The sequence below is a fragment of the Rouxiella sp. T17 genome (assembly GCF_036663475.1).
GTDB lineage: Bacteria > Pseudomonadota > Gammaproteobacteria > Enterobacterales > Enterobacteriaceae > Rouxiella.
In genome coordinates, this window is record NZ_JAWUEA010000031.1 from 77,413 (window position 1) to 98,038 (window position 20,626).

The 20,626-nt window shown below is 53.4% G+C and carries 14 protein-coding genes; 8 read left to right on the plus strand and 6 right to left on the minus strand.

Annotated features, from left to right (window positions below):
• Positions 1 to 297 precede the first annotated feature (297 nt).
• From focA to pflA, 3 genes are all read left to right on the plus strand, one after another.
• Positions 298 to 1,155: a formate transporter FocA gene (gene focA / locus SC206_RS11435; protein ID WP_332737270.1), complete on the plus strand. Its 858-nt coding sequence runs from the start codon at positions 298 to 300 to the stop codon at positions 1,153 to 1,155.
• An 86-nt stretch (positions 1,156 to 1,241) separates the two neighbouring features.
• Complete coding sequence (gene pflB, locus SC206_RS11440; RefSeq protein ID WP_332737271.1) at positions 1,242 to 3,524, plus strand: formate C-acetyltransferase; 2,283 nt, start codon at positions 1,242 to 1,244, stop codon at positions 3,522 to 3,524.
• A 153-nt stretch (positions 3,525 to 3,677) separates the two neighbouring features.
• Positions 3,678 to 4,418 (plus strand): pyruvate formate lyase 1-activating protein, encoded by a 741-nt coding sequence (gene pflA, locus SC206_RS11445; protein WP_332737272.1) that lies wholly within the window; start codon positions 3,678 to 3,680, stop codon positions 4,416 to 4,418.
• 140 nt (positions 4,419 to 4,558) lie between these two features.
• On the opposite strand, the gene SC206_RS11450 is transcribed toward pflA, so the two are convergent.
• The 6 genes from SC206_RS11450 to lrp form a co-directional block, all read right to left on the minus strand.
• The gene (locus tag SC206_RS11450; protein ID WP_332737379.1) at positions 4,559 to 5,704 is read right to left on the minus strand and encodes an MFS transporter; all 1,146 of its coding nucleotides are present in this window, start codon (positions 5,702 to 5,704) and stop codon (positions 4,559 to 4,561) included.
• Positions 5,705 to 6,058: 354 nt separating this feature from the next.
• Complete coding sequence (gene serS / locus SC206_RS11455; RefSeq protein WP_332737273.1) at positions 6,059 to 7,351, minus strand: serine--tRNA ligase; 1,293 nt, start codon at positions 7,349 to 7,351, stop codon at positions 6,059 to 6,061.
• A 105-nt stretch (positions 7,352 to 7,456) separates the two neighbouring features.
• A complete protein-coding gene (locus SC206_RS11460; protein WP_332737274.1) occupies positions 7,457 to 8,800 on the minus strand; it encodes a replication-associated recombination protein A in 1,344 nt (447 codons plus the stop codon).
• 7 nt (positions 8,801 to 8,807) lie between these two features.
• Entirely contained in the window at positions 8,808 to 9,419 is a 612-nt protein-coding gene (gene lolA, locus SC206_RS11465) for an outer membrane lipoprotein chaperone LolA (protein WP_332737275.1), read from the minus strand.
• Between the two features lie 328 nt (positions 9,420 to 9,747).
• Positions 9,748 to 13,500, minus strand: a complete 3,753-nt coding sequence (locus tag SC206_RS11470; RefSeq protein WP_332737276.1) for a DNA translocase FtsK 4TM domain-containing protein — start codon at positions 13,498 to 13,500, stop codon at positions 9,748 to 9,750.
• Positions 13,501 to 13,626: 126 nt separating this feature from the next.
• Entirely contained in the window at positions 13,627 to 14,121 is a 495-nt protein-coding gene (gene lrp, locus SC206_RS11475; protein WP_009636652.1) for a leucine-responsive transcriptional regulator Lrp, read from the minus strand.
• A gap of 601 nt (positions 14,122 to 14,722) precedes the next feature.
• On the opposite strand from lrp, the gene trxB reads away from it, so the two are divergent.
• From trxB to infA, 5 genes are all read left to right on the plus strand, one after another.
• Positions 14,723 to 15,691 carry a thioredoxin-disulfide reductase gene (trxB, locus tag SC206_RS11480; protein WP_332737277.1) on the plus strand — a complete coding sequence of 323 codons (969 nt, stop codon included), beginning with the start codon at positions 14,723 to 14,725 and terminating at the stop codon, positions 15,689 to 15,691.
• A 241-nt stretch (positions 15,692 to 15,932) separates the two neighbouring features.
• Positions 15,933 to 17,705, plus strand: a complete 1,773-nt coding sequence (cydD, locus tag SC206_RS11485; RefSeq protein WP_332737278.1) for a heme ABC transporter permease/ATP-binding protein CydD — start codon at positions 15,933 to 15,935, stop codon at positions 17,703 to 17,705.
• Entirely contained in the window at positions 17,702 to 19,384 is a 1,683-nt protein-coding gene (gene cydC, locus SC206_RS11490) for a heme ABC transporter ATP-binding protein/permease CydC (RefSeq protein WP_332737280.1), read from the plus strand. The genes cydD and cydC overlap by 4 nt, the downstream gene beginning before the upstream one ends.
• Positions 19,385 to 19,474: 90 nt before the next feature.
• Positions 19,475 to 20,203 carry a leucyl/phenylalanyl-tRNA--protein transferase gene (gene aat, locus SC206_RS11495; protein ID WP_332737282.1) on the plus strand — a complete coding sequence of 243 codons (729 nt, stop codon included), beginning with the start codon at positions 19,475 to 19,477 and terminating at the stop codon, positions 20,201 to 20,203.
• 101 nt (positions 20,204 to 20,304) lie between these two features.
• The gene (gene infA, locus SC206_RS11500; protein WP_002211347.1) at positions 20,305 to 20,523 is read left to right on the plus strand and encodes a translation initiation factor IF-1; all 219 of its coding nucleotides are present in this window, start codon (positions 20,305 to 20,307) and stop codon (positions 20,521 to 20,523) included.
• Positions 20,524 to 20,626 lie beyond the last annotated feature (103 nt).

A 20,626-nucleotide genomic window follows, 5' to 3' on the forward strand; every position in this document is an offset into this window, starting at 1 on the left:
CATTATTTTTAGAATGTTAAATATCGCTGACGGAATTAATTCAATTAAACAACCTGCCGGCAACAATTACTGATAAATAACAACACTCCCGGTCAATAAATCCTTTCTAATTAAAATTTTCACGCAACAAATAAAATTTATTTATTACTTTAAATTCATATAGATAGGCTAAAAATCCCCTTTGGCATTTTGCTCGTCAATGTCAACCCCGCTCTATTATGATCCACATCAATATCTCAACTACACTAGATTGCTACTATTCGTCGTGCAGTACATAACCCTTAAGAGAGAGTTAATGTGAACGCTGACAACCCCTTCAATTTATTATTACCGGCCGCTACAGCGAAAGTTGCTGAAGATGCTGGCGTTTATAAAGCCACTAAACAACCGATAAAAACCTTTTTTCTGGCGATCACTGCCGGCGTATTTATTTCAATTGCCTTCGTTTTTTATATTACTTCAACCACCGGAACCGCGAGCGTGCCTTTTGGCCTGGCAAAACTGGTTGGCGGTATCTGTTTTTCACTCGGATTAATGTTAGTCGTCGTCTGCGGCGCCGATCTTTTTACTTCAACCGTATTAACGGTGATTGCCAAGGCCAGCGGCCGCATCACCTGGGGCCAGCTGGCGCGTAACTGGGCCAACGTTTATATCGGCAATCTGTTCGGTGCGCTGTTTTTCGTCGCGCTGATCTGGTTCTCCGGCATGATTATGACCGATAACGGCCTTTGGGGCTTAAACGTCTTGCAAACCGCCGATCACAAAATGCACCACACCTTTATCGAGGCGGTGTGTCTGGGCATTTTAGCCAATTTAATGGTCTGTCTGGCCGTGTGGATGAGCTATTCCGGTCGCAGCCTGATGGACAAAATGTTCGCCATGATCCTGCCGGTTGCGATGTTTGTCGCCTGCGGTTTCGAACACAGCATCGCCAATATGTTCATGATTCCCTTAGGGATCGTGATTAAAAACTTTGCCGCGCCGGAGTTCTGGCAGGCCGTGGGTAGCGCGCCAGAAAAGTTCGCCGCGCTCGACGTCACGCACTTTATTACCGACAACCTGATCCCCGTCACGATTGGCAATATTATCGGCGGCGGTCTGCTGGTCGGCCTGACCTACTGGGTCATTTATCTGCGCGATCAGCAAGCAAAATAACGATTCCCGCTGCCCTTCGCGAAAGTTTCACGGGTTAGCCCGACAACGATTTTTTCCAAATTTCAACATCAGAAGGTAGGTGTAACATGTCCAAGCTCAATGAGAAATTGACCACCGCATGGCAGGGTTTCAGCGCGGGTGAATGGCAGACCGACGTCAACGTTCGTGATTTTATCCAGAAAAACTACACCCCTTACGAGGGTAACGAAGCGTTTCTGGCTGGCGCCACACAGGCGACGACGACCCTGTGGGACAGCGTCATGGAAGGCATCAAGCAGGAAAACGCCACGAAAGCGCCTGTCGATTTTGATACCGACCTCGCCTCTTCCATTACCTCGCACGATGCCGGATACATCAACAAATCGCTGGAAACCATCGTCGGCTTGCAAACCGATGCACCATTGAAACGCGCCATTATTCCGTTTGGCGGCATCAAAATGGTTGAAGGCTCGTGTAAGGTTTATGGCCGCGAACTTGATCCGCAGCTGAAAAAAATCTTCACCGATTTCCGCAAAACCCACAATCAGGGCGTATTTGACGTCTACACCAAAGACATCCTGAACTGCCGTAAATCCGGCGTGTTGACCGGTTTGCCTGACGCCTACGGTCGTGGCCGCATCATCGGCGATTACCGTCGCGTGGCGCTGTACGGCATCGACTTCCTGATGGCCGACAAATACAACCAGTTCCAGTCGCTGCAATCGCGCCTTGAAAATGGCGAAGATTTGCAGATGACCATTCAGCTGCGCGAAGAAATTTCCGAACAGCATCGCGCACTTGGTCAAATGAAAGAGATGGCGGCCAAATACGGCTTCGATATCTCGCGTCCGGCCGCTAACGCGCAGGAAGCCGTACAGTGGACCTATTTCGGCTATCTGGCCGCCGTGAAATCACAAAACGGCGCGGCTATGTCATTTGGTCGCGTTTCAACCTTCCTCGACATCTATATCGAACGCGATATTGCTGCTGGCACGTTGAACGAAGAACAGGCGCAGGAACTTATCGACCATTTGGTCATGAAGCTGCGCATGGTGCGCTTCCTGCGTACGCCAGAATATGACGAGCTGTTCTCCGGCGACCCAATCTGGGCCACCGAATCGCTGGCAGGTATGGGCGTTGACGGTCGTACGCTGGTCACCAAAAACAGCTACCGCTTCCTGAACACCCTTTACACTATGGGGCCGTCGCCAGAGCCAAACATGACCATTTTGTGGTCAGAAAAGCTGCCGGTTAATTTCAAAAAATATGCGGCGAAAGTTTCTATCGACACCTCATCGATTCAGTATGAAAACGATGATTTGATGCGTCCTGATTTCGACAACGATGACTACGCGATCGCCTGCTGCGTCAGCCCGATGATCGTCGGCAAACAGATGCAGTTCTTCGGTGCGCGCGCCAATCTGGCCAAAACCATGCTGTATGCGATTAACGGCGGCGTGGATGAAAAAATGAAAATTCAGGTCGGCCCGAAAGAAGCGCCGATGATGGACGACGTTTTGGATTACGAAAAAGTGCTGGCGCGCATGGATCACTTCATGGACTGGTTAGCCACCCAATACGTGACCGCGCTGAACTGTATTCACTTCATGCACGATAAATACAGCTACGAAGCCTCGCTGATGGCGCTGCACGACCGCGACGTTTATCGCACCATGGCCTGCGGCATTGCCGGACTTTCCGTCGCCGCCGATTCACTCTCTGCGATTAAATATGCCAAAGTCAGCACTATTCGTGATGAAGACGGGCTGGCGGTAGATTTTAAAATCGAAGGCGAATATCCGCAGTTTGGGAACAACGACCCGCGCGTCGATGACATCGCCTGTGATTTAGTTGAGCGCTTCATGAAGAAAATTCAGAAACTGCCAACCTATCGCGATGCTGTCGCTACCCAGTCAGTACTTACTATCACCTCAAACGTAGTGTACGGTAAGAAAACTGGTAACACACCTGACGGACGCCGTGCCGGTGCGCCATTTGGACCGGGAGCCAATCCGATGCACGGTCGTGATCAGAAAGGTGCTGTCGCCTCGCTGACTTCAGTGGCTAAACTGCCGTTTGCCTACGCTAAAGACGGAATCTCCTACACCTTCTCCATCGTGCCAAATGCGCTGGGTAAAGATGATGACGTGCGTAAGTCAAATCTGGCGGGTCTGATGGACGGCTACTTCCACCACGAAGCGGCTATCGAAGGCGGTCAGCATCTTAACGTGAACGTGATGAATCGCGAGATGCTGCTGGATGCCATGGAAGATCCGCAGAAATATCCGCAGCTTACCATTCGTGTTTCAGGCTACGCGGTGCGTTTCAACTCGCTGACCAAAGAGCAGCAGCAGGACGTGATTACCCGTACCTTTACCAAAACGATGTAACGACAGCCGCGTTTAACGTATTGGTTTATTTAAAGTCGTTAAACGTTTGCATCGTAAATAGTGAAGGCCCCACTCAGCTGGGGCCTTTTGCCAACAAAATTTCTTATCAAGGCTCGAGTTTAAGGAGTCTTGAGACTGTGGAGAACACCTGCAATGTCAATCCAAGGTCGCATTCATTCTTATGAATCCTGCGGGACCGTTGATGGACCCGGGATAAGATATATCGTGTTTTTTCAAGGCTGTCTGATGCGCTGCATGTATTGCCACAACCGCGATACCTGGGATCTGCACGGCGGCAAAGAAGTGAGTGTCGAAGATTTAATGAAAGAGGTGGTGACCTATCGCCACTATATGAACGCATCGGGCGGCGGCGTAACGGCATCGGGCGGCGAAGCGGTTTTACAGGCCGAGTTCGTGCGCGACTGGTTCCGCGCCTGTCAGGCCGAAGGTATTAGCACCTGCCTCGACACCAATGGGTTCGTTCGTCGCTATGATCCGGTAATAGATGAGCTGATTGACGCCACCGATCTTGTCATGCTCGACCTAAAACAGCTTAACGATGAGATTCACCAAAAGCTGGTGGGCGTTTCAAATCACCGCACGCTGGATTTCGCGCACTATCTTGCCGAACGTGGCACCCGCACCTGGATCCGTTATGTTGTCGTACCCGGCTGGTCAGACGATGATGACTCGGTTCACCGCCTCGGCGAATTTACTCGCGAGATGAAGAACATCGAGAAAATCGAGCTGCTGCCCTATCACGAACTCGGCAAACATAAATGGACGGCGATGGGCGAAGAGTACGGGCTGGAAGGCGTGAATCCGCCGAGTAAAGAAATCATGGAAAGAGTGAAAGGTATTTTAGAAGGCTATGGTCACAAAGTCATTTATTGAAATCTGCTGAGCAATTCGCAAAGTAATTGGAGCTGCAGCAAGGCGGCAAGCGAGACGCATCCCTAGGAACTTACAATAAGTAAGTGACTAGGGTAAGCGAGCGAAGCCAACACCGCTGCAGCTTCAAGAACGAAGCGAATTTAGATGGCGGCGAAAGGTGTGGTTTGCTGATCTGCTTTACGAAGCAGCATTAGCAGATAAACCAGCGCCACGGCGGCAATCATCACAAACAGGACGGCATCGGAATAACTTTGCATCAGCATAGCGGTCATTGAAGGACCCGCCAGACTGCCGATGGTGTAGCTCATCAGCAAGGCCTGATTCATCCCGACCAACTCGTCGGCACTGACCTTTTCACAGGCCCATGACATCGCCACCGGATAGAGCGTAAAGCCCGCACAGCCAAGTACAAACATCGCCGGTGCCATCGCGTAACCTACCAGCATCGCTAAGCAGCCAAGAATGACGACGAAAACCTGCACGCGCAGCACCATCAGGCGGCCGTAACGATCCGCAAGACGGCCAACCGGCCACTGACCAATGATGCCGGAACTTATCAGCAGCGCCATCCAATAACCGACGTCGGCATCACTTAGCCCGCGATGGGCCAAAAACAGCGGCATCAAACCGTATAAAGAACCCAGCACAATGCCTGAAATCACGCAGCCATTAATACCCAGACGCGCGTTGCGGCGTTTAAGCATCGGCCAAACTGACGTGGTAGGCAACTCGCTGTCCTGATTGGTGATATGCGCAAACAGTAATGGCAGCATCGCGACAACAATCAGGCCCGTCACCCACGGAATGACGCTGTAAATTTCGGTCGATACATTACCCAATAACAGCTGGCCCGCCACGGTGCCGACGTAATAGACCATCATGTACGCCGCCAGCAGCTGACCGCGATTTTTGACAGTGCCGCTACGCAGTAGCGCGCTTTCAACGACCACCCAAATCAGCGCACAGCCGATGCCCGCCATAAAACGCCAGCTCACCCAACCGAAGAAGTTCATCGACAGCGTTAAACCAGCCGTGGCGATGGCAAAAAGAATGCACGACAGCTGGTAGCTTAGATTGAATCCGAGACGTTTGATAAGGCGGCCAGCGATCAGCGTGCCCACCAGATTACCGGCGAAATATGAAGAACTTACCAGCCCAACTTTCCAGGTGGGTAACGCTTCATGCGTCAGCCATAAAGGGACGAGGGTGCTCAAAACCGCGATGGAAACGGTCAACAGTAAAAGGCCACAGAGCAGTAATAGCACCGGGCGAGAGTAAGTGGACATCGGAATGAGCGACCAAAGAGAGAAGGAAATTGCGCGCATCATGCCATTCGCCGTAAAAAAGTCAATTAGGTGAATTTGGGCTAGCGCACGATCTGTATTTCCATGATTTAAATCGCTAATCAATCGCGTAATGAAATTTAAACTTAAGGCAAACAGGGTATTTTTAATGGCATGATTAATAAAGAATTAATGCTTTATCTCATCAAGAAAATTCATTAAAAATTAACATCTTGGAGAAGGTAACGATTAAAAAATATCGCTGAGAAATTTTAGCCATTCATAAGGCAAAAAAAAAGCCGATTGCGTTAACAATCGACCCTTTTATTCATCGGTGATGACGTATTGAATAGGCAATTAACCGATAACTTCAAGCCCGCGCATATAAGGACGCAGCACTTCTGGCACTTCGATACGACCATCGGCCAGCTGGTAGTTTTCCAGCACGGCGACCAGCGTACGGCCAACAGCTAAACCTGAACCGTTCAACGTATGAACCAGGCGAGGTTTTTTCTCGTTTTTAGCACGAGTACGTGCCTGCATGCGACGCGCCTGGAAATCCCACATGTTTGAACAGGAAGAGATTTCGCGGTAAGTGTTTTGCGCCGGCAGCCAAACTTCGAGGTCATAGGTCTTGCACGAACCTGCACCCATGTCGCCGGTACACAGCAGCATTTTGCGGTAAGGCAGATTCAGCAGCTGCAACACTTTTTCGGCGTGGCCGGTCAGCTCTTCAAGCGCCTGCATGGAATCTTCAGGACGGACAATCTGAACCATCTCGACCTTGTCGAACTGGTGCATACGGATTAGACCACGCGTGTCGCGACCGTAAGAACCCGCTTCTGAACGGAAGCACGGTGTGTGCGCGGTCAGTTTGAGCGGCAAAGACTCTTCTTCAAGAATTTCGTCGCGCGCCAGATTGGTCAGCGGCACTTCGGCGGTTGGGATCAGCGCGTAGTTACTGCTGCCCGCTTCTTCGCCCAGCGGCTTGGTGTGGAACAGGTCTTCACCGAATTTCGGCAGCTGGCCAGTACCAAACAGCGAGTCCTGATTGACCAGATAAGGCACGACAGTTTCGATATAACCGTGCTGCTCGGTGTGCAAGTCAATCATGAACTGTGACAGCGCGCGGTGCATGCGGGCAATCTGACCCTGCATCACGACGAAACGTGCGCCAGTCAGTTTAACGCCCGCCGCGAAATCAAGACCACCGGCCAATTCGCCCAGCGAGACGTGATCACGCACTTCGAAGTCGAACTGACGCGGCTCGCCCCAACGGCTGACTTCCAGGTTTTCGCTATCGTCTTTACCAACAGGAACACAGTCATCAGGCAAGTTTGGCAGCGCCTGCGTGACTTTGTTCATCTCGTCCAGCAGCGTTTCCAACTCGGCCTTGGCCGCGCTCAGCTTGTCACCCAGCTCATTGACTTCCTGACGCAGGGCATCGATGTCTTCACCGCGAGCCTTGGCCGCCCCGATCGATTTCGATCGTGCATTCCTTTCAGCCTGAAGATTTTCCGTTTCAACCTGCAGCACTTTGCGACGTTCTTCTTGAGCGCGCAATGTTTCTACATCAAGTTTAAAGCCTCTGCGAGCGAGTTTTTCTGCAACTGCGTCTAGCTCATTACGCAGCAGATTGGGATCGAGCATGCTAATCCTGTTCGTGTTGATTAAATAAAATTTTGAGATTACAGGCTGCCTGAAACAGCAGCATGTCAAAGAGTTATCAGCCGTAACCTTACCGCACCCGCCAATTTATCGGTAGCGTTTTGTCGGGCTATTTTGATCTTGTTCAGCCAACCATGCCAGTTTTTCACCGATTTTGCCTTCCATCCCGCGTGAGGTCGGATAGTAGTAGCGCGTTTCGGCCATTTCAGGCGGGAAATAGCGTTCGCCAGCGGCATAGGCATTTGGCTCGTCGTGGGCATAACGATATTCTGCCCCTAAACCCATTTCTTTCATCAGTTTGGTTGGCGCGTTGCGCAGATGCTCGGGAACGTCGTAATCGGCCTGCTCTTTTGCATCGCGAAGCGCGGCTTTGAAAGCGGTATAAACGGCGTTACTTTTCGGCGCACAGGCAAGATAAACGATGGCCTGCGCGATCGCCCTTTCGCCTTCTGCCGGGCCGACCCGCGTGAAGCAGTCCCAGGCAGAGACGGCAATTTGCATCGCCCGAGGATCGGCATTGCCCACGTCTTCAGAGGCAATCGCCAACAGTCGTCGAGCAACATACAAAGGATCGCCGCCCGCCGTAATAATTCGCGCATACCAATAGAGCGCCGCGTCGGGTGCCGAGCCGCGCACCGATTTGTGCAGTGCAGAAATCAGGTCGTAATAGCGATCGCCTTTATTGTCGAAGCGCGCGCTGCGTTCACCGGAAATTTCGTTCAGCAGTTCTGGCGTCAATACTCTGACGCCTTTGGCATCGACCTCGGCCATGTCGGCCATCATCTCGATGCTGTTCAGCGCCCGACGCGCATCGCCATTGACCAGCTCGGCCAGCATGCGACGCGTTTGTGGCGGAATACGAATGTTTTGACCCGCATAACCGCGCTCCGAGTTGGTCATCGCCTGATCGACCACTTTCTCGATGTCATCGGCAGTCAGCGCTTTAAGCAGATAAACGCGGGCGCGCGATAACAGCGCCGAATTCAGCTCAAAAGACGGGTTTTCGGTGGTTGCGCCGATAAAGGTGATGGTGCCGTCTTCAATGTGCGGCAGAAAAGCGTCCTGCTGGCTTTTATTGAAACGGTGTACTTCATCGACGAACAAAATTGTGCGCCTGCCCGCGTTGCGATTCTGACGGGCGCGCTCTATGGCTTCACGGATCTCTTTGATACCTGAGGTCACCGCCGAAATGCGTTCAACATCAGCGTTGGCGTAGCGGCCAATCAGCTCTGCCAGCGTCGTTTTCCCCGTTCCGGGCGGTCCCCACAGGATCATGGAGTGCAGCTGTCCGGCCTCGATTGCACGAGGCAGCGGCTTGCCCGGCGCCAGCAAATGCTGCTGACCAATATATTCAGCCAAGGTAACAGGCCGCATTCGCGCGGCCAGTGGCTGGAATTCGTTATGGGAAAAATCGAGTGACAGATTGCTCACTGTGTCCTCACTGACGCTGGTCGTCCAGCGTGACCCCCTGCGGCGGGGTAAATTTGAATTTAGCATCATCAACGGCGGCATTTTGCTCGCCTTTCAGCGCGTAGGCACTGCGCTGACCGTCTTGCTCGACGGCGGTAAAGCTCTTGATGGTGCCCGATGGCGTTACGGTGATCGCAAACTGTTTCAGGTTGCCGGTCGAGGCTTTAGGCGTCAGGTTAAAATCGTCGCCCTTTTGGGTCACGTTATATTTCGCCCAGTCGCTGCTGTCGTTGCGGGTGATCAGCATAAACGGCGTGTTGCCCGTGGCATTTTTCAGCCAGGTGGCGGTAACCTGCTCGACAAACGGATTATAGAACCACAGGGTTTTGCCGTCGGAAACCAGAATACTTTCGTCTGGCGTCGTCATGTGCCAGTTAAACAGGTTCGGACGTTTCACCCACAGCTGGCCTTCGCCCTGCTGGATATTGGAGCCGTCATCGCCGGTCACCGTCTGGGTGAAGCTGGCGTGGAACGTATTCAGTTTACCGAGACGAGTTTTTAAATCGCTGCTGGCATCGGCCAACACAGATCCTGAAATAAATGCGGTCAACAAACAGCTTACAGCTAATAATTTTTTCATTGTTATTGTTACCTCAAAATCTATGGCGAACGGACGACCTCTCCCAACAATTGGGGGGATCCCCGGAAAAACAACCCCGAGAGCTAAACTTTAGCTGATGCAGCTCACACTGCGATAGCTCAATTATCTGAGAATTATAGCTTTTACGATTCTTTGCAATCTTGGCCGATAGGGCGTTCGCTCAATAATTTAGCCATACAATGCCGCAGAATGCCGTAGAATTAACAAGGGCCGCATGAGCGACCCTTGGGTTTTAACTTAATTGGGTTTTCAACTTCACTGGGTTGCCGATTCAACAGTGATTATCAGCATAACAGCGCGTGCAATCTTAAGACTGCCCATTCGGTGCCGGTGCGAGCACTTCACGGTTGCCGTTGTGGCCCGGCGTACTGACGATGGACTGCGCCTCCATTTGCTCAACGATACGCGCCGCGCGGTTGTAGCCGATACGGAACTGACGCTGAACGCCGGAGATTGAAGCACGACGTTTTTCGACCACAAACTCGACTGCCTGATCAAACAATGGATCGAGCTCTTCGCCCTCTTCGAGTCCGCCGCCGCCTTCGCCTTCTTCACCGCCCTTGATAATGCTGTCGATGTATTGCGGACGACCGCGAGCCTTCCAGTCTTGTACGACCGCGTGAACTTCCTGATCGCGCACGAACGCTCCGTGAACGCGAATTGGAATCGAGGAGTTCGGCGCCATGTAAAGCATGTCACCCATTCCCAGCAAGGACTCTGCGCCACCCTGATCGAGAATGGTGCGGGAGTCGATTTTGCTCGACACGGTAAAGGCGATTCGGGTCGGGATGTTGGCCTTGATCAGACCCGTTATCACATCGACCGACGGACGCTGAGTCGCGAGCACGAGGTGAATACCCGCGGCACGCGCTTTCTGCGCCAGACGGGCAATCAACTCTTCAACCTTTTTACCGACCGTCATCATCAGGTCGGCAAATTCGTCGACCAGCACCACGATAAACGGCAGCTTCTCAAGCATTGGCGGCTCGGCAGCCATGCCATCGCCCGGTTTCCAGAACGGATCAGGGATTGGACGTCCCATATCTTCCGCCTGTTTCACTCGTTCGTTATAGCCTGCCAAATTACGCACGCCGAGCGCCGACATCAGCTTATAGCGACGTTCCATTTCACCGACACACCAGCGCAGCGCATTGGCGGCGTCTTTCATGTCAGTAACCACTTCGGTCAGCAGGTGCGGAATGCCTTCGTAAACCGACAGCTCGAGCATTTTCGGGTCGATCATGATAAAGCGCACGTCTTCCGGCGTCGCTTTATACAGCATCGAGAGGATCATGGCGTTCACGCCGACAGACTTACCGGAACCGGTTGTACCGGCAACCAGCAAGTGCGGCATTTTTGCCAAATCGGCCACCACCGGCTCACCGGCGATATCTTTACCGAGCACCACGGTCAACGGCGACGGATCGTCTTTGAACTGTGGGCAATCCAGCACTTCGCGCAGGTAAACGGTCTGGCGTTTTTTGTTCGGTAATTCGAGGCCAACGTAAGGTTTGCCCGGAATAACTTCAACAATACGCACCGCCACGGTAGAAAGTGAGCGCGCCAAATCGCGAGAAAGATTGGAGATACGCGCCGCTTTCACGCCGGGTGCCAAATCAAGCTCGAAACGGGTGATCACCGGACCCGGCAGCTTGTCGACGACCTCAGCCTTGATTCGGTAATCGTTAAGGCGCGCCTCAATCAACTGTGCCGTTTGCTCAAGAGCAAACATGTCGACCGGCTCTTCGGTTGCAGGCGCGGAGGTAAGCAAGTCCAGACTCGGCAACGGCGTGGTCGGCCTGCTCAACGGCTGATCGTTACGCATCAGGAACGGGTGGATCAGGCTGTCCATCGCCGGTTTCGGCGGCTCGACAGGCTGCTGCGGTTCAGCATATTGCGGCTGAGCCGGCTGCTGCTGCGTCTGAACGGGCTGCGACTGAACAGGTTGCTGATATACAGGCTGTGTCTGAGCGGGCTGCGGCTGTGCAGGTTGCTGATATACCTGCTGTGTCTGAGTCGGCTGCGACTGTGCAGGCTGTGATTGAGAATAGTGTGGCGTCTCAATCGGCTGACGCGTTTCTACCGTCGCCGCCTGCGCATGTTGACTGTATTCGGCAGGCTGCGTAGAAGCTTCAACCTGTGGCGACAGCGTAAACAACGGCTCAACCGGCGTATCATCAATCAAATCGGCCATCGGCGAGAAGTTGAAGGCGTCGTGCGTGCTGATAGTCTGGTGAATCGCAGCGGACGCTGCGGCCTGAACACTCGGCTGCTGCACCTGCGGCGTCACTTCTGGCACGGGCGCAGCGTGATAACGCGCCTGCTCGCGCTCGGCAAAGGCCTGACGAAGCTGCGCCTGCATCAGCGCCTCTTCATCATCTTCAACCGGCTCGATTGCCCCAGATTGGGTTTCTACAGCATGAGTTTCGGTATTTTCGCCGTAGCGCTGATTCTGTTGATCAACCCAAGCCTGACGCAGCAAGGCCTGCTGCTGCTCCTCTTCATCTTCAACAGAAGTGGCAACCGGCGGCTGATTCTGCGCTTCTCGCGCCAGACGTGCGGCTTCCTGCTCCTGCTGCTCGGCAATGCGCTGAGAAGGCAATTTGATGCCATAAGAAGCCATTTCGCGGCGCGTAGGCAGCTTGACCGGATTAGGGCGCGGCAGCTCGGGACCAAAGCCTTTTTTGATCTGCGGATTGTCATCACTGACGGCGCTAAAAGCGGGCATAAAGGTATTGGCAGCGTCGGCAGAAGCCTTGCCCGCCTGTGCCAACCCCGTTGCCAATGCAGCCGTAGCAGCAATACTGGCAGCATCCGGTGGCGCAGTGAATTCAAACGGCGAGCGATCGTGGTGCGGCTCGGAAACCTGATTCCAGTCGCCCATCTGCGGCTCGTCATGCCGGCGAGAACTGCCTTCCGACGAGGGCTGAACGTGGCGCGGCGCTGGGGTTTCTTCAGGGATTTCAAAGTTATAAAGCGGCGGAGTCGACTCAGACTCGGTCGCATAAAGCTGAGGCGTGGCGGAATCAAACGCTTCTTTATGCAGCTGCACAGAAGGTTGCGGTTCGCCAAATTGCGACGCGGCAGGCGATTGCGGCTGAGCTTCAACGTGCGCAACGGACGCCGGCGAAACCGAGTCGGCCAACGCTGGCTGCTGGGCATCCACCGTTGGCGCGTTAACTGGCGCGGCTGGCGGCTCATTTGCTGGTTGAACAGCAGACTGAACTTGTGCCCCCTGACCTACCGAAGGCGCAGAGAACAGCACGTCGTCATCATCGTCACCCATTGCAGCGGCCGAAATCGTGACCGCGCCTGCTGCGGCAACCTGCGCCGGTGAGGCTGGCGTATGCGCGTCGTCGGCACGCGGCTGATTTTTTAACAGCGTGTCGTCGTGTGCTTCATCGTAATCGTCTTCATGTTCGTAATCGTAGTCGTCATCACGGCGAGAACGGTTGGTCATAAAGGTTGTCGCACCCAGTACAACGCCGCCAATTTTCTCGGCGATAGTCAGCCAGGACCAGCCCGTAAACAGGGTAAGACCCGCTGCCCAGACGCAGAGCAACACCAGTGTTGCGCCTATGTTGTTGAACCACGGCGTCATGGCGGTGCCCAGCAGACTGCCTATCACGCCGCCGGAAGCGAAGTAATAAAGGTCGTCGATGTTAAGCGAAGCTAAACCACAAGACGTGATAATGAGCGCCAACGTGCCAATGAGACGTAGCGAAAGGGTGAAATAATCGATGTAATCCTGACTGTCTCGCTGGCGGAAAGAGGCCCAGCAAAGGCAAATCATGATAGGAGGTATGGCGTAAGCCAGCACCCCAAATATAAAGAACAGCGTATCGGCCATCCAGGCACCAACACCGCCACCCAAATTATGGATAGGCCCGTGCCAAGAGGTCTGCGACCAGCTTGGATCGGATGGATTAAAACTGAGTAATGCCGCCATCAAATAAATGGCGAACACCGCTACCACCACCAGCACAGCTTCCAGAATTCGGCGGCTTCCGCTTAGTTTTCTCAGGGTAACGTCTTTGTCTTCTGTATATTCCTGGCTCAAGAAAGGCTCTCCAGGTTCCTGTGAACTGAAATAGCGATAGCGCCGGGAACAAACCCCGGCGCCAGAGCTGTATGAATAAACAGGAGTGTAGCGAAATAATTTAGGTTTTGCACCAGAACCTTTTGCTTACCGGGTCTTAATTACCAGGCGGTTAGTCTGTTTCACTTCTTCCATGACCACGTAGGTACGGGTGTCGTTAACGCCTGGCAAACGAAGCAGCGTTTCGCCCAGCAGTTTACGGTAAGCAGACATATCCGGTACACGCGTTTTCAACAAATAGTCGAAGTCGCCGGAAACCAGGTGACACTCCTGAATATCTTCTAATTTTTGTACTGCTGCATTGAATTGCTCAAACACATCCGGTGCGCCACGGTTGAGGGTAATCTCAACGAACACCAACAACGATGCATCCAGATAATGTGGATTAAGCAACGCAGTGTAGCCATGAATGAAGTTTTGACGTTCGAGACGACGAACGCGCTCCAGACATGGTGTAGGCGACAAACCTACACGTTTGGAAAGTTCGACGTTAGAGATCCGGCCATCCTTTTGCAGCTCATTAAGAATGTTACGGTCAATACGGTCGAGATCTTTTCCCGGACGTTTCTTGTTATCTACCATTATTATTATCTCTCTGATGTCCTTCCCTGCACTTGCCATACCCTAACCAACTTCAATGTATAAGGGCTTATCCTAAGCGATGACCTGTTTTTTATAGCTTGTCATGACTCATCTCAAGACGTCTTACCCCTGTCAAAAGGAAACGAATTTTAGAGCGGAGTCGAAAAAGAAATAACGCCAAGTAACTAATTAGGCTAAACAAAACCTAAAACATGGGTTGATGACGTTTAAAAAACATACAACGTGCGACGTAAACGGATAAAGCGGTAGCACATTGTGTGATTTTAAAACGTCTACTGGCGTTTAATTTCTTCTTCCCTAGATGTTTTCGCAAATGCACAGCGGATTGTCAAAGTAAAAGAAGCAAAATCAGAAGAACATGTTGGGTAAAATTCCCGTCACGCCCTTTTTTGCTGCCTTTTCAGAATGAACAATAACAAAAGCCAACACAGAAACTTAATCGGAAAACATTTTTACAGGCGATTTCCGGTAAAAACTATCAGACAAATCGCTAACAACATCTGAGTATGCTTTTTTTACGCGTCAGTTTTCCCTACAATCGCTAACATCATGAAGTTTGCCACAACGGAGATTCATTCTCATGGGTACAGTAAAACACAGTAAGTTATTGATTTTAGGCTCTGGCCCCGCAGGTTATACGGCGGCAGTCTACGCGGCGCGCGCCAACCTGAAACCGGTTTTGATTACCGGCATCGAAAAAGGCGGTCAGTTGACCACCACCACGGAAGTGGAAAACTGGCCGGGCGATCCTGAAGGTTTGACTGGACCGGGCCTGATGGAGCGTATGCACGAGCACGCAACCAAATTTAATACCGAAATTGTTTTCGACCATATTAACCGCGTCGATTTTCAGTCTCGCCCTTTCCGCCTGTTTGGTGATAGCGAAGAGTACACCTGCGACGCGCTGATTATCGCGACCGGCGCATCTGCACGCTATCTGGGCCTGCCTTCAGAAGAGGCATTCAAAGGTCGCGGCGTGTCTGCCTGCGCAACCTGCGACGGTTTCTTCTATCGTAATCAAAAAGTTGCGGTAGTCGGCGGCGGCAATACGGCGGTTGAAGAAGCGCTTTATCTGGCGAATATTGCCTCGGAAGTGCATTTGATTCACCGCCGTGAAGTGTTCCGCGCAGAAAAAATTCTTATCGACCGTCTGAACGATAAAGTCGCCAGCGGTAAAATCGTGCTGCACACCAATCAAACGCTGGAAGAAGTTCTGGGCGATGAAATGGGCGTGACCGGCGCGACGCTGCGTAACGTAAATAACAACGAGCTGAACAAGCTTGACGTAGCCGGGATGTTTATCGCCATCGGCCACAGCCCGAATACCGGCATTTTCCAGGGTCAGCTGGAACTGGAAAACGGCTACATTAAAGTGCAGTCCGGCATTCAGGGCAACGCGACACAAACCAGCATTCCTGGCGTGTTTGCCGCGGGTGACGTCATGGACCACGTGTACCGTCAGGCAATCACCTCTGCAGGCACTGGCTGTATGGCCGCGCTGGACGCCGAGCGTTATCTCGATGGACTGGCGGAAGCCAACTTCCAGTAATAGGCTGAACGCCGGTTAAGAAAAATTGCATTCAATCAGGGCGGCCTTCGGGTCGCCTTTTTTTGTATTAAGCCACTGAAAGACCCTGTAGAATATGCGGGCTTTCCATTTAGGTTGAAACATCTCAGGTTTAGGCTGAATCAGGTTTAAGCTAAAACTTCTTAGGTTGAAAACGCCAAGGTCGGAAACACCTCATTAGGTGTTTTTTAAGCTCACGCATTCTGCAGTCGAGTTCCCCGCAATGAATAAAACAAGGCAACACGCGTTAATCCACTGGCTTAAACAGCAAAGTAGCAGGGCCAAAAAATGGATTCGGATTTCCATGCTGCTCGGGCTACTGTCAGGCCTGCTTATCCTGGCTCAGGCCTGGCTGCTGGCCGGACTGCTGCATAATCTCATCGTCTTGCATACGCCCCGTGGACTGTTGATACCTAGTTTTGAATTTTTAGGGCTGACTTTTGTTACCCGCGCGCTGGTTGCCTGGCTGCGTGAGCAGGTCGGTTTTGTTTGCGGGCAAATTATTCGTGAAGAGATGCGCAAGTTGGTGCTGGATCGCCTGCACCAGCTCGGCCCGGCGTGGATTAAAGGCAAACCCGCGGGCAGTTGGGCGACGCTGATTCTCGAGCAAATCGAAGAGATGCAGGATTACTACGCGCGTTATTTGCCACAAATCTCGCTGGCGGGGATTATTCCACTGCTGATTCTGGTCAGCGTGTTTGCGATCAACTGGGCAGCCGGACTGATTCTGCTGGTCTCCGCGCCGCTGATTCCGATTTTTATGGCGCTGGTCGGCATGGGCGCGGCCGATGCCAATCGTCGCAACTTTCAGGCGCTGGCCCGGCTCAGCGGACAGTTCCTCGACAGCCTGCGCGGTCTCGACACGCTGCGATTATTTCATCGCGCAGACGCCGAAATCGCGCAGATTACTACCTCAACCGAAAATTTCCGCGCCCGCACCATGGAAGTGTTGCGGCTAGCCTTTCTCTCCTCCGCCGTGCTGGAGTTTTTCGCCTCTATTTCGATTGCCGTGGTCGCGGTTTACTTTGGCTTCTCTTACATGGGCGAACTGAATTTCGGCCATTACGGCACGCCGATCACGCTGTTTTCGGGATTTTTGGTGCTCATTCTCGCCCCTGAATTTTTCCAGCCGCTGCGCGATCTCGGCGCGTTTTACCATGCCAAAGCACAGGCCGTTGGCGCGGCTGACAGCTTGGAGGCGTTTTTAACCGCCGAAGCCACGCAGCCGGTAGCGGGCGATCGTCCGTGGGTGACGGCGGAATCTGTCACCATCAAGGCGCAGGCGCTGACGATTTTGTCGCCGGACGGCCAGATTATTGCCGGCCCGCTGGACTTCGAGCTTGAGACAGGTAAAAGCGTGGCGATTGTCGGCCTGAGTGGCGCGGGGAAAAGCTCGCTGCTTAATACCTTGCTTGGATTTCTGCCGTATGAAGGGCAGTTAACGCTGAACGGCGTAGAGCTGCGCGAGATAAAGGTCGATGAATGGCGAAAGCAGGTCAGCTGGGTGGGGCAAAACCCGCATCTTCCAGAATTGACCTTACGACAAAATATCTTGCTCGGTCAGACCGACGTGTCTCGGCAACGGCTCGACGAGGTCATAAAGCGGGCTTATGTCGACGAATTCGCCACGCAGCTGCCTCAGGGAATCGATACGCCGATTGGCGAAGAGGCCACGCGGCTTTCTGTCGGTCAGGCACAGCGCGTGGCCGTTGCGCGCGCCCTGCTCGCGCCCTGCGCGCTTTTACTGCTCGATGAGCCCGCTGCAAGTTTGGACGCCGACAGCGAGAAGCGCGTGATGCTGGCGCTCAATGCGGCGGCCAAAAAGCAAACTACGCTGCTGGTAACGCATCGGCTGGAAGATACCGCGCAATATGATGAGGTGTGGGTGATGGAGAAAGGTCGGCTGGTCGAAAAAGGGCATTTTCAGCAGTTAACGTTACAGAACGGACGTTTTTCCCGCCTGCTTAACCAGCGCACGCAGGAGCAACCGGCATGAGAATTTTGCTGCCCTTCCTCGCGCTTTATCGCCGCCATTGGATCCGTATGGCGCTCGGCATTTTGCTGGCTATCGTGACGCTGCTCGCCAGTATCGGGCTGCTCACTTTGTCGGGCTGGTTCCTCGCCGCAACCTCGCTCGCAGGGCTGGCCGGTATTTACAGTTTCAATTACATGCTGCCCGCGGCAGGCGTGCGCGGTGCAGCCATTGCGCGCACCGCGGGGCGTTATGCCGAACGGCTTGCCAGCCACGACGCGACCTTCCGCGTGCTGGCGCATCTGCGGGTGTTTACCTTCAGCAAGCTGCTGCCGCTGTCGCCGGGCGGTTTGGCCGGTTTCCAGAAAGCCGAGCTGCTTAATCGGCTCGTGGCCGACGTCGATACGCTCGATCATCTTTATCTGCGCGTCATTTCGCCGGTGATTGCCGCGCTGGTAGTGATTGTGGTCGTCACTGCAGGATTAAGTTTTCTCGACCCACATCTGGCGCTGCTGCTCGGCGGTATCATGCTTGCCCTGCTCATCTTGCTGCCCTGCATTTTTTATCTCGCGGGCAAGCCGATAGGTCGTGACCTCGCGAAGCTGCGAGGCGAATATCGTACCCAGCTGAACGGCTGGTTGCAGGGTCAGTCGGAGCTGGTAATTTTTGGTGCCGAATCTCAGCGTCGCGAAAGTCTGGATGCTCTCGAACGGCGCTGGCTGAAACGCCAGCACGAGCAGGCCGAACTTTCTGGTCTGGCGCAGGCGCTGATGATTGCCTTCTCCGGTATAACGGCTTGCCTGCTGCTGTGGCTGGCAGCCGACAAGCTGCCCGACGCGGGCGCGCTGCTGGCGCTGTTAGTGTTTACGCCGCTTGCCGCCTTTGAAGCGCTAGGCCCGGTGGCGGCCGCGTTCCAGCATTTTGGTCAGGTGATGGCGTCGGCCGAACGGGTGAGTCAGATTATCAGCCAGCAGCCCGCCGTGACTTTTCCACCGGCTGATGTTTCACAGGCTAGTGTTCCACAGCACGGTGATTTTGGCGCGGCGCAGGCCAGTATCTCGATTCAGAATGTGAGTTTTCGTTATCCCGATCAGCCGCTCGAGGTGTTGAAAGAGATAACGCTGGAGATTGCCGCAGGCGAACACGTGGCGCTGCTGGGCAAGACCGGCTGTGGAAAATCGACGCTCGCGCAACTGCTAACGCGCGCCTGGGACCCTCAGCAGGGCTATATTCTGCTTAACGGTGTTCGTTTAGCAGATTACCAACAAGCTAGCTTGCGCAGCATGGTGAGCGTTCTGAGCCAGCGTGTGCACGTGTTCAATGCTACGCTACGCGATAATCTGCTGCTGGCTGCGCCCACGGCCTCAGACAAGCGGCTAGAAGAGGCGCTAAAGCAGGTCGATTTACACGTCCTGCTTGAAAATAGCGGGCTGAACGCCTGGCTTGGCGAAGGCGGCCGTCAGCTTTCGGGCGGCGAGCAAAGACGGCTCGGGCTGGCCCGCGCGCTGTTGCACGATGCGCCGCTGTGGATCCTCGACGAACCCACTGAAGGGCTGGACGCCGAAACCGAACGCCACATTTTGAGCCTGCTTGCCAGCCACTGCAAAGGCAAAACGCTGCTGATGATCACGCATCGCCTGACCGGCCTTGAGAAAATGGATCGATTGATTGAAATGGAAGCGGGCAGGATTATTACGCGTTAAATTCATCTATACTCAGCAAAAGCTTATGTTTTTGCTGAGTATAACCGCCCCGTTTCAACGTAAAACCAGGCCCTAACCTTCAGGAATTTTATGCCCCTGATTCAACTTTCGCCACACTCGGTTCGTTTTCCACCTGCTGAAATGGCCCTGCGTGAGCCTGACGGACTGCTGGCGATTGGCGGCGACCTCTCTCCCGCCCGGCTGCTTTCCGCCTATCATCACGGGATTTTTCCGTGGTTTAATCCCGGCGAAGAGATTCTCTGGTGGTCTCCCGATCCCCGCGCGGTGCTGTTTCCGGCCGAGCGTCACGTCAGCCGCAGCCTGAAACGTTTTTTGCGCCAGACAAAGTATCGCTACACTCTGAACCGCGCGTTTGATGAAGTGATCGCCGCCTGCGCCGACGCGCGTGAAGACGGCACCTGGATCGGCCCGTTGGTGCAGCAGGGATATCAGGCGCTGCATAAAGCGGGTCACGCGCATTCGATTGAAGTGTGGTCGGGCGACGAGCTGGTGGGCGGAATGTACGGCGTGGCGGTCGGGGGTTTGTTTTGCGGCGAGTCGATGTTTAGCCGTCGAATCAACGCCTCGAAGTGCGCAATTATGATTTTTTGCCAATATTTTAGCGCAATTGGGGGAGAACTGATTGACTGTCAGGTCCTCAACCCTCACACTGCGTCGCTGGGTGCGAGAGAGATCCCCCGCCGCCAATTTCTGCAGCAGTTATCCCGGCTTTCGCAACAAAAATTGCCACCGGAATGCTGGTTGCCCCAAGACTTACCCCCACATGACGTTGATTTGCCATCCCTCCTGATGGAATAGGGAATGAGTGCGGCAAACGCCAACAATTCTTTACATAATGTGGGTTTTTCGGCATTATCTTGCCGATTAAAAAACTATGGTAGTAACACCTAGAGGACTCGATGGCCAAAGAAGACAATATTGAAATGCAAGGTACCGTATTGGATACGTTGCCAAACACCATGTTCCGCGTTGAATTAGAAAACGGACACGTGGTCACTGCACATATCTCCGGTAAAATGCGCAAAAACTACATCCGCATCCTGACGGGCGACAAAGTCACTGTAGAGTTGACCCCGTACGACCTGAGCAAAGGCCGCATTGTCTTCCGTAGCCGCTGATAGGCCTGCCCATCGCTGATTTATCCCGCGATACCTGAGGTTACCCATTTCGCCTTTCCCACATTCAGCAATGAAGCGTGGCGAGGGCGTTTTGTGATATCCG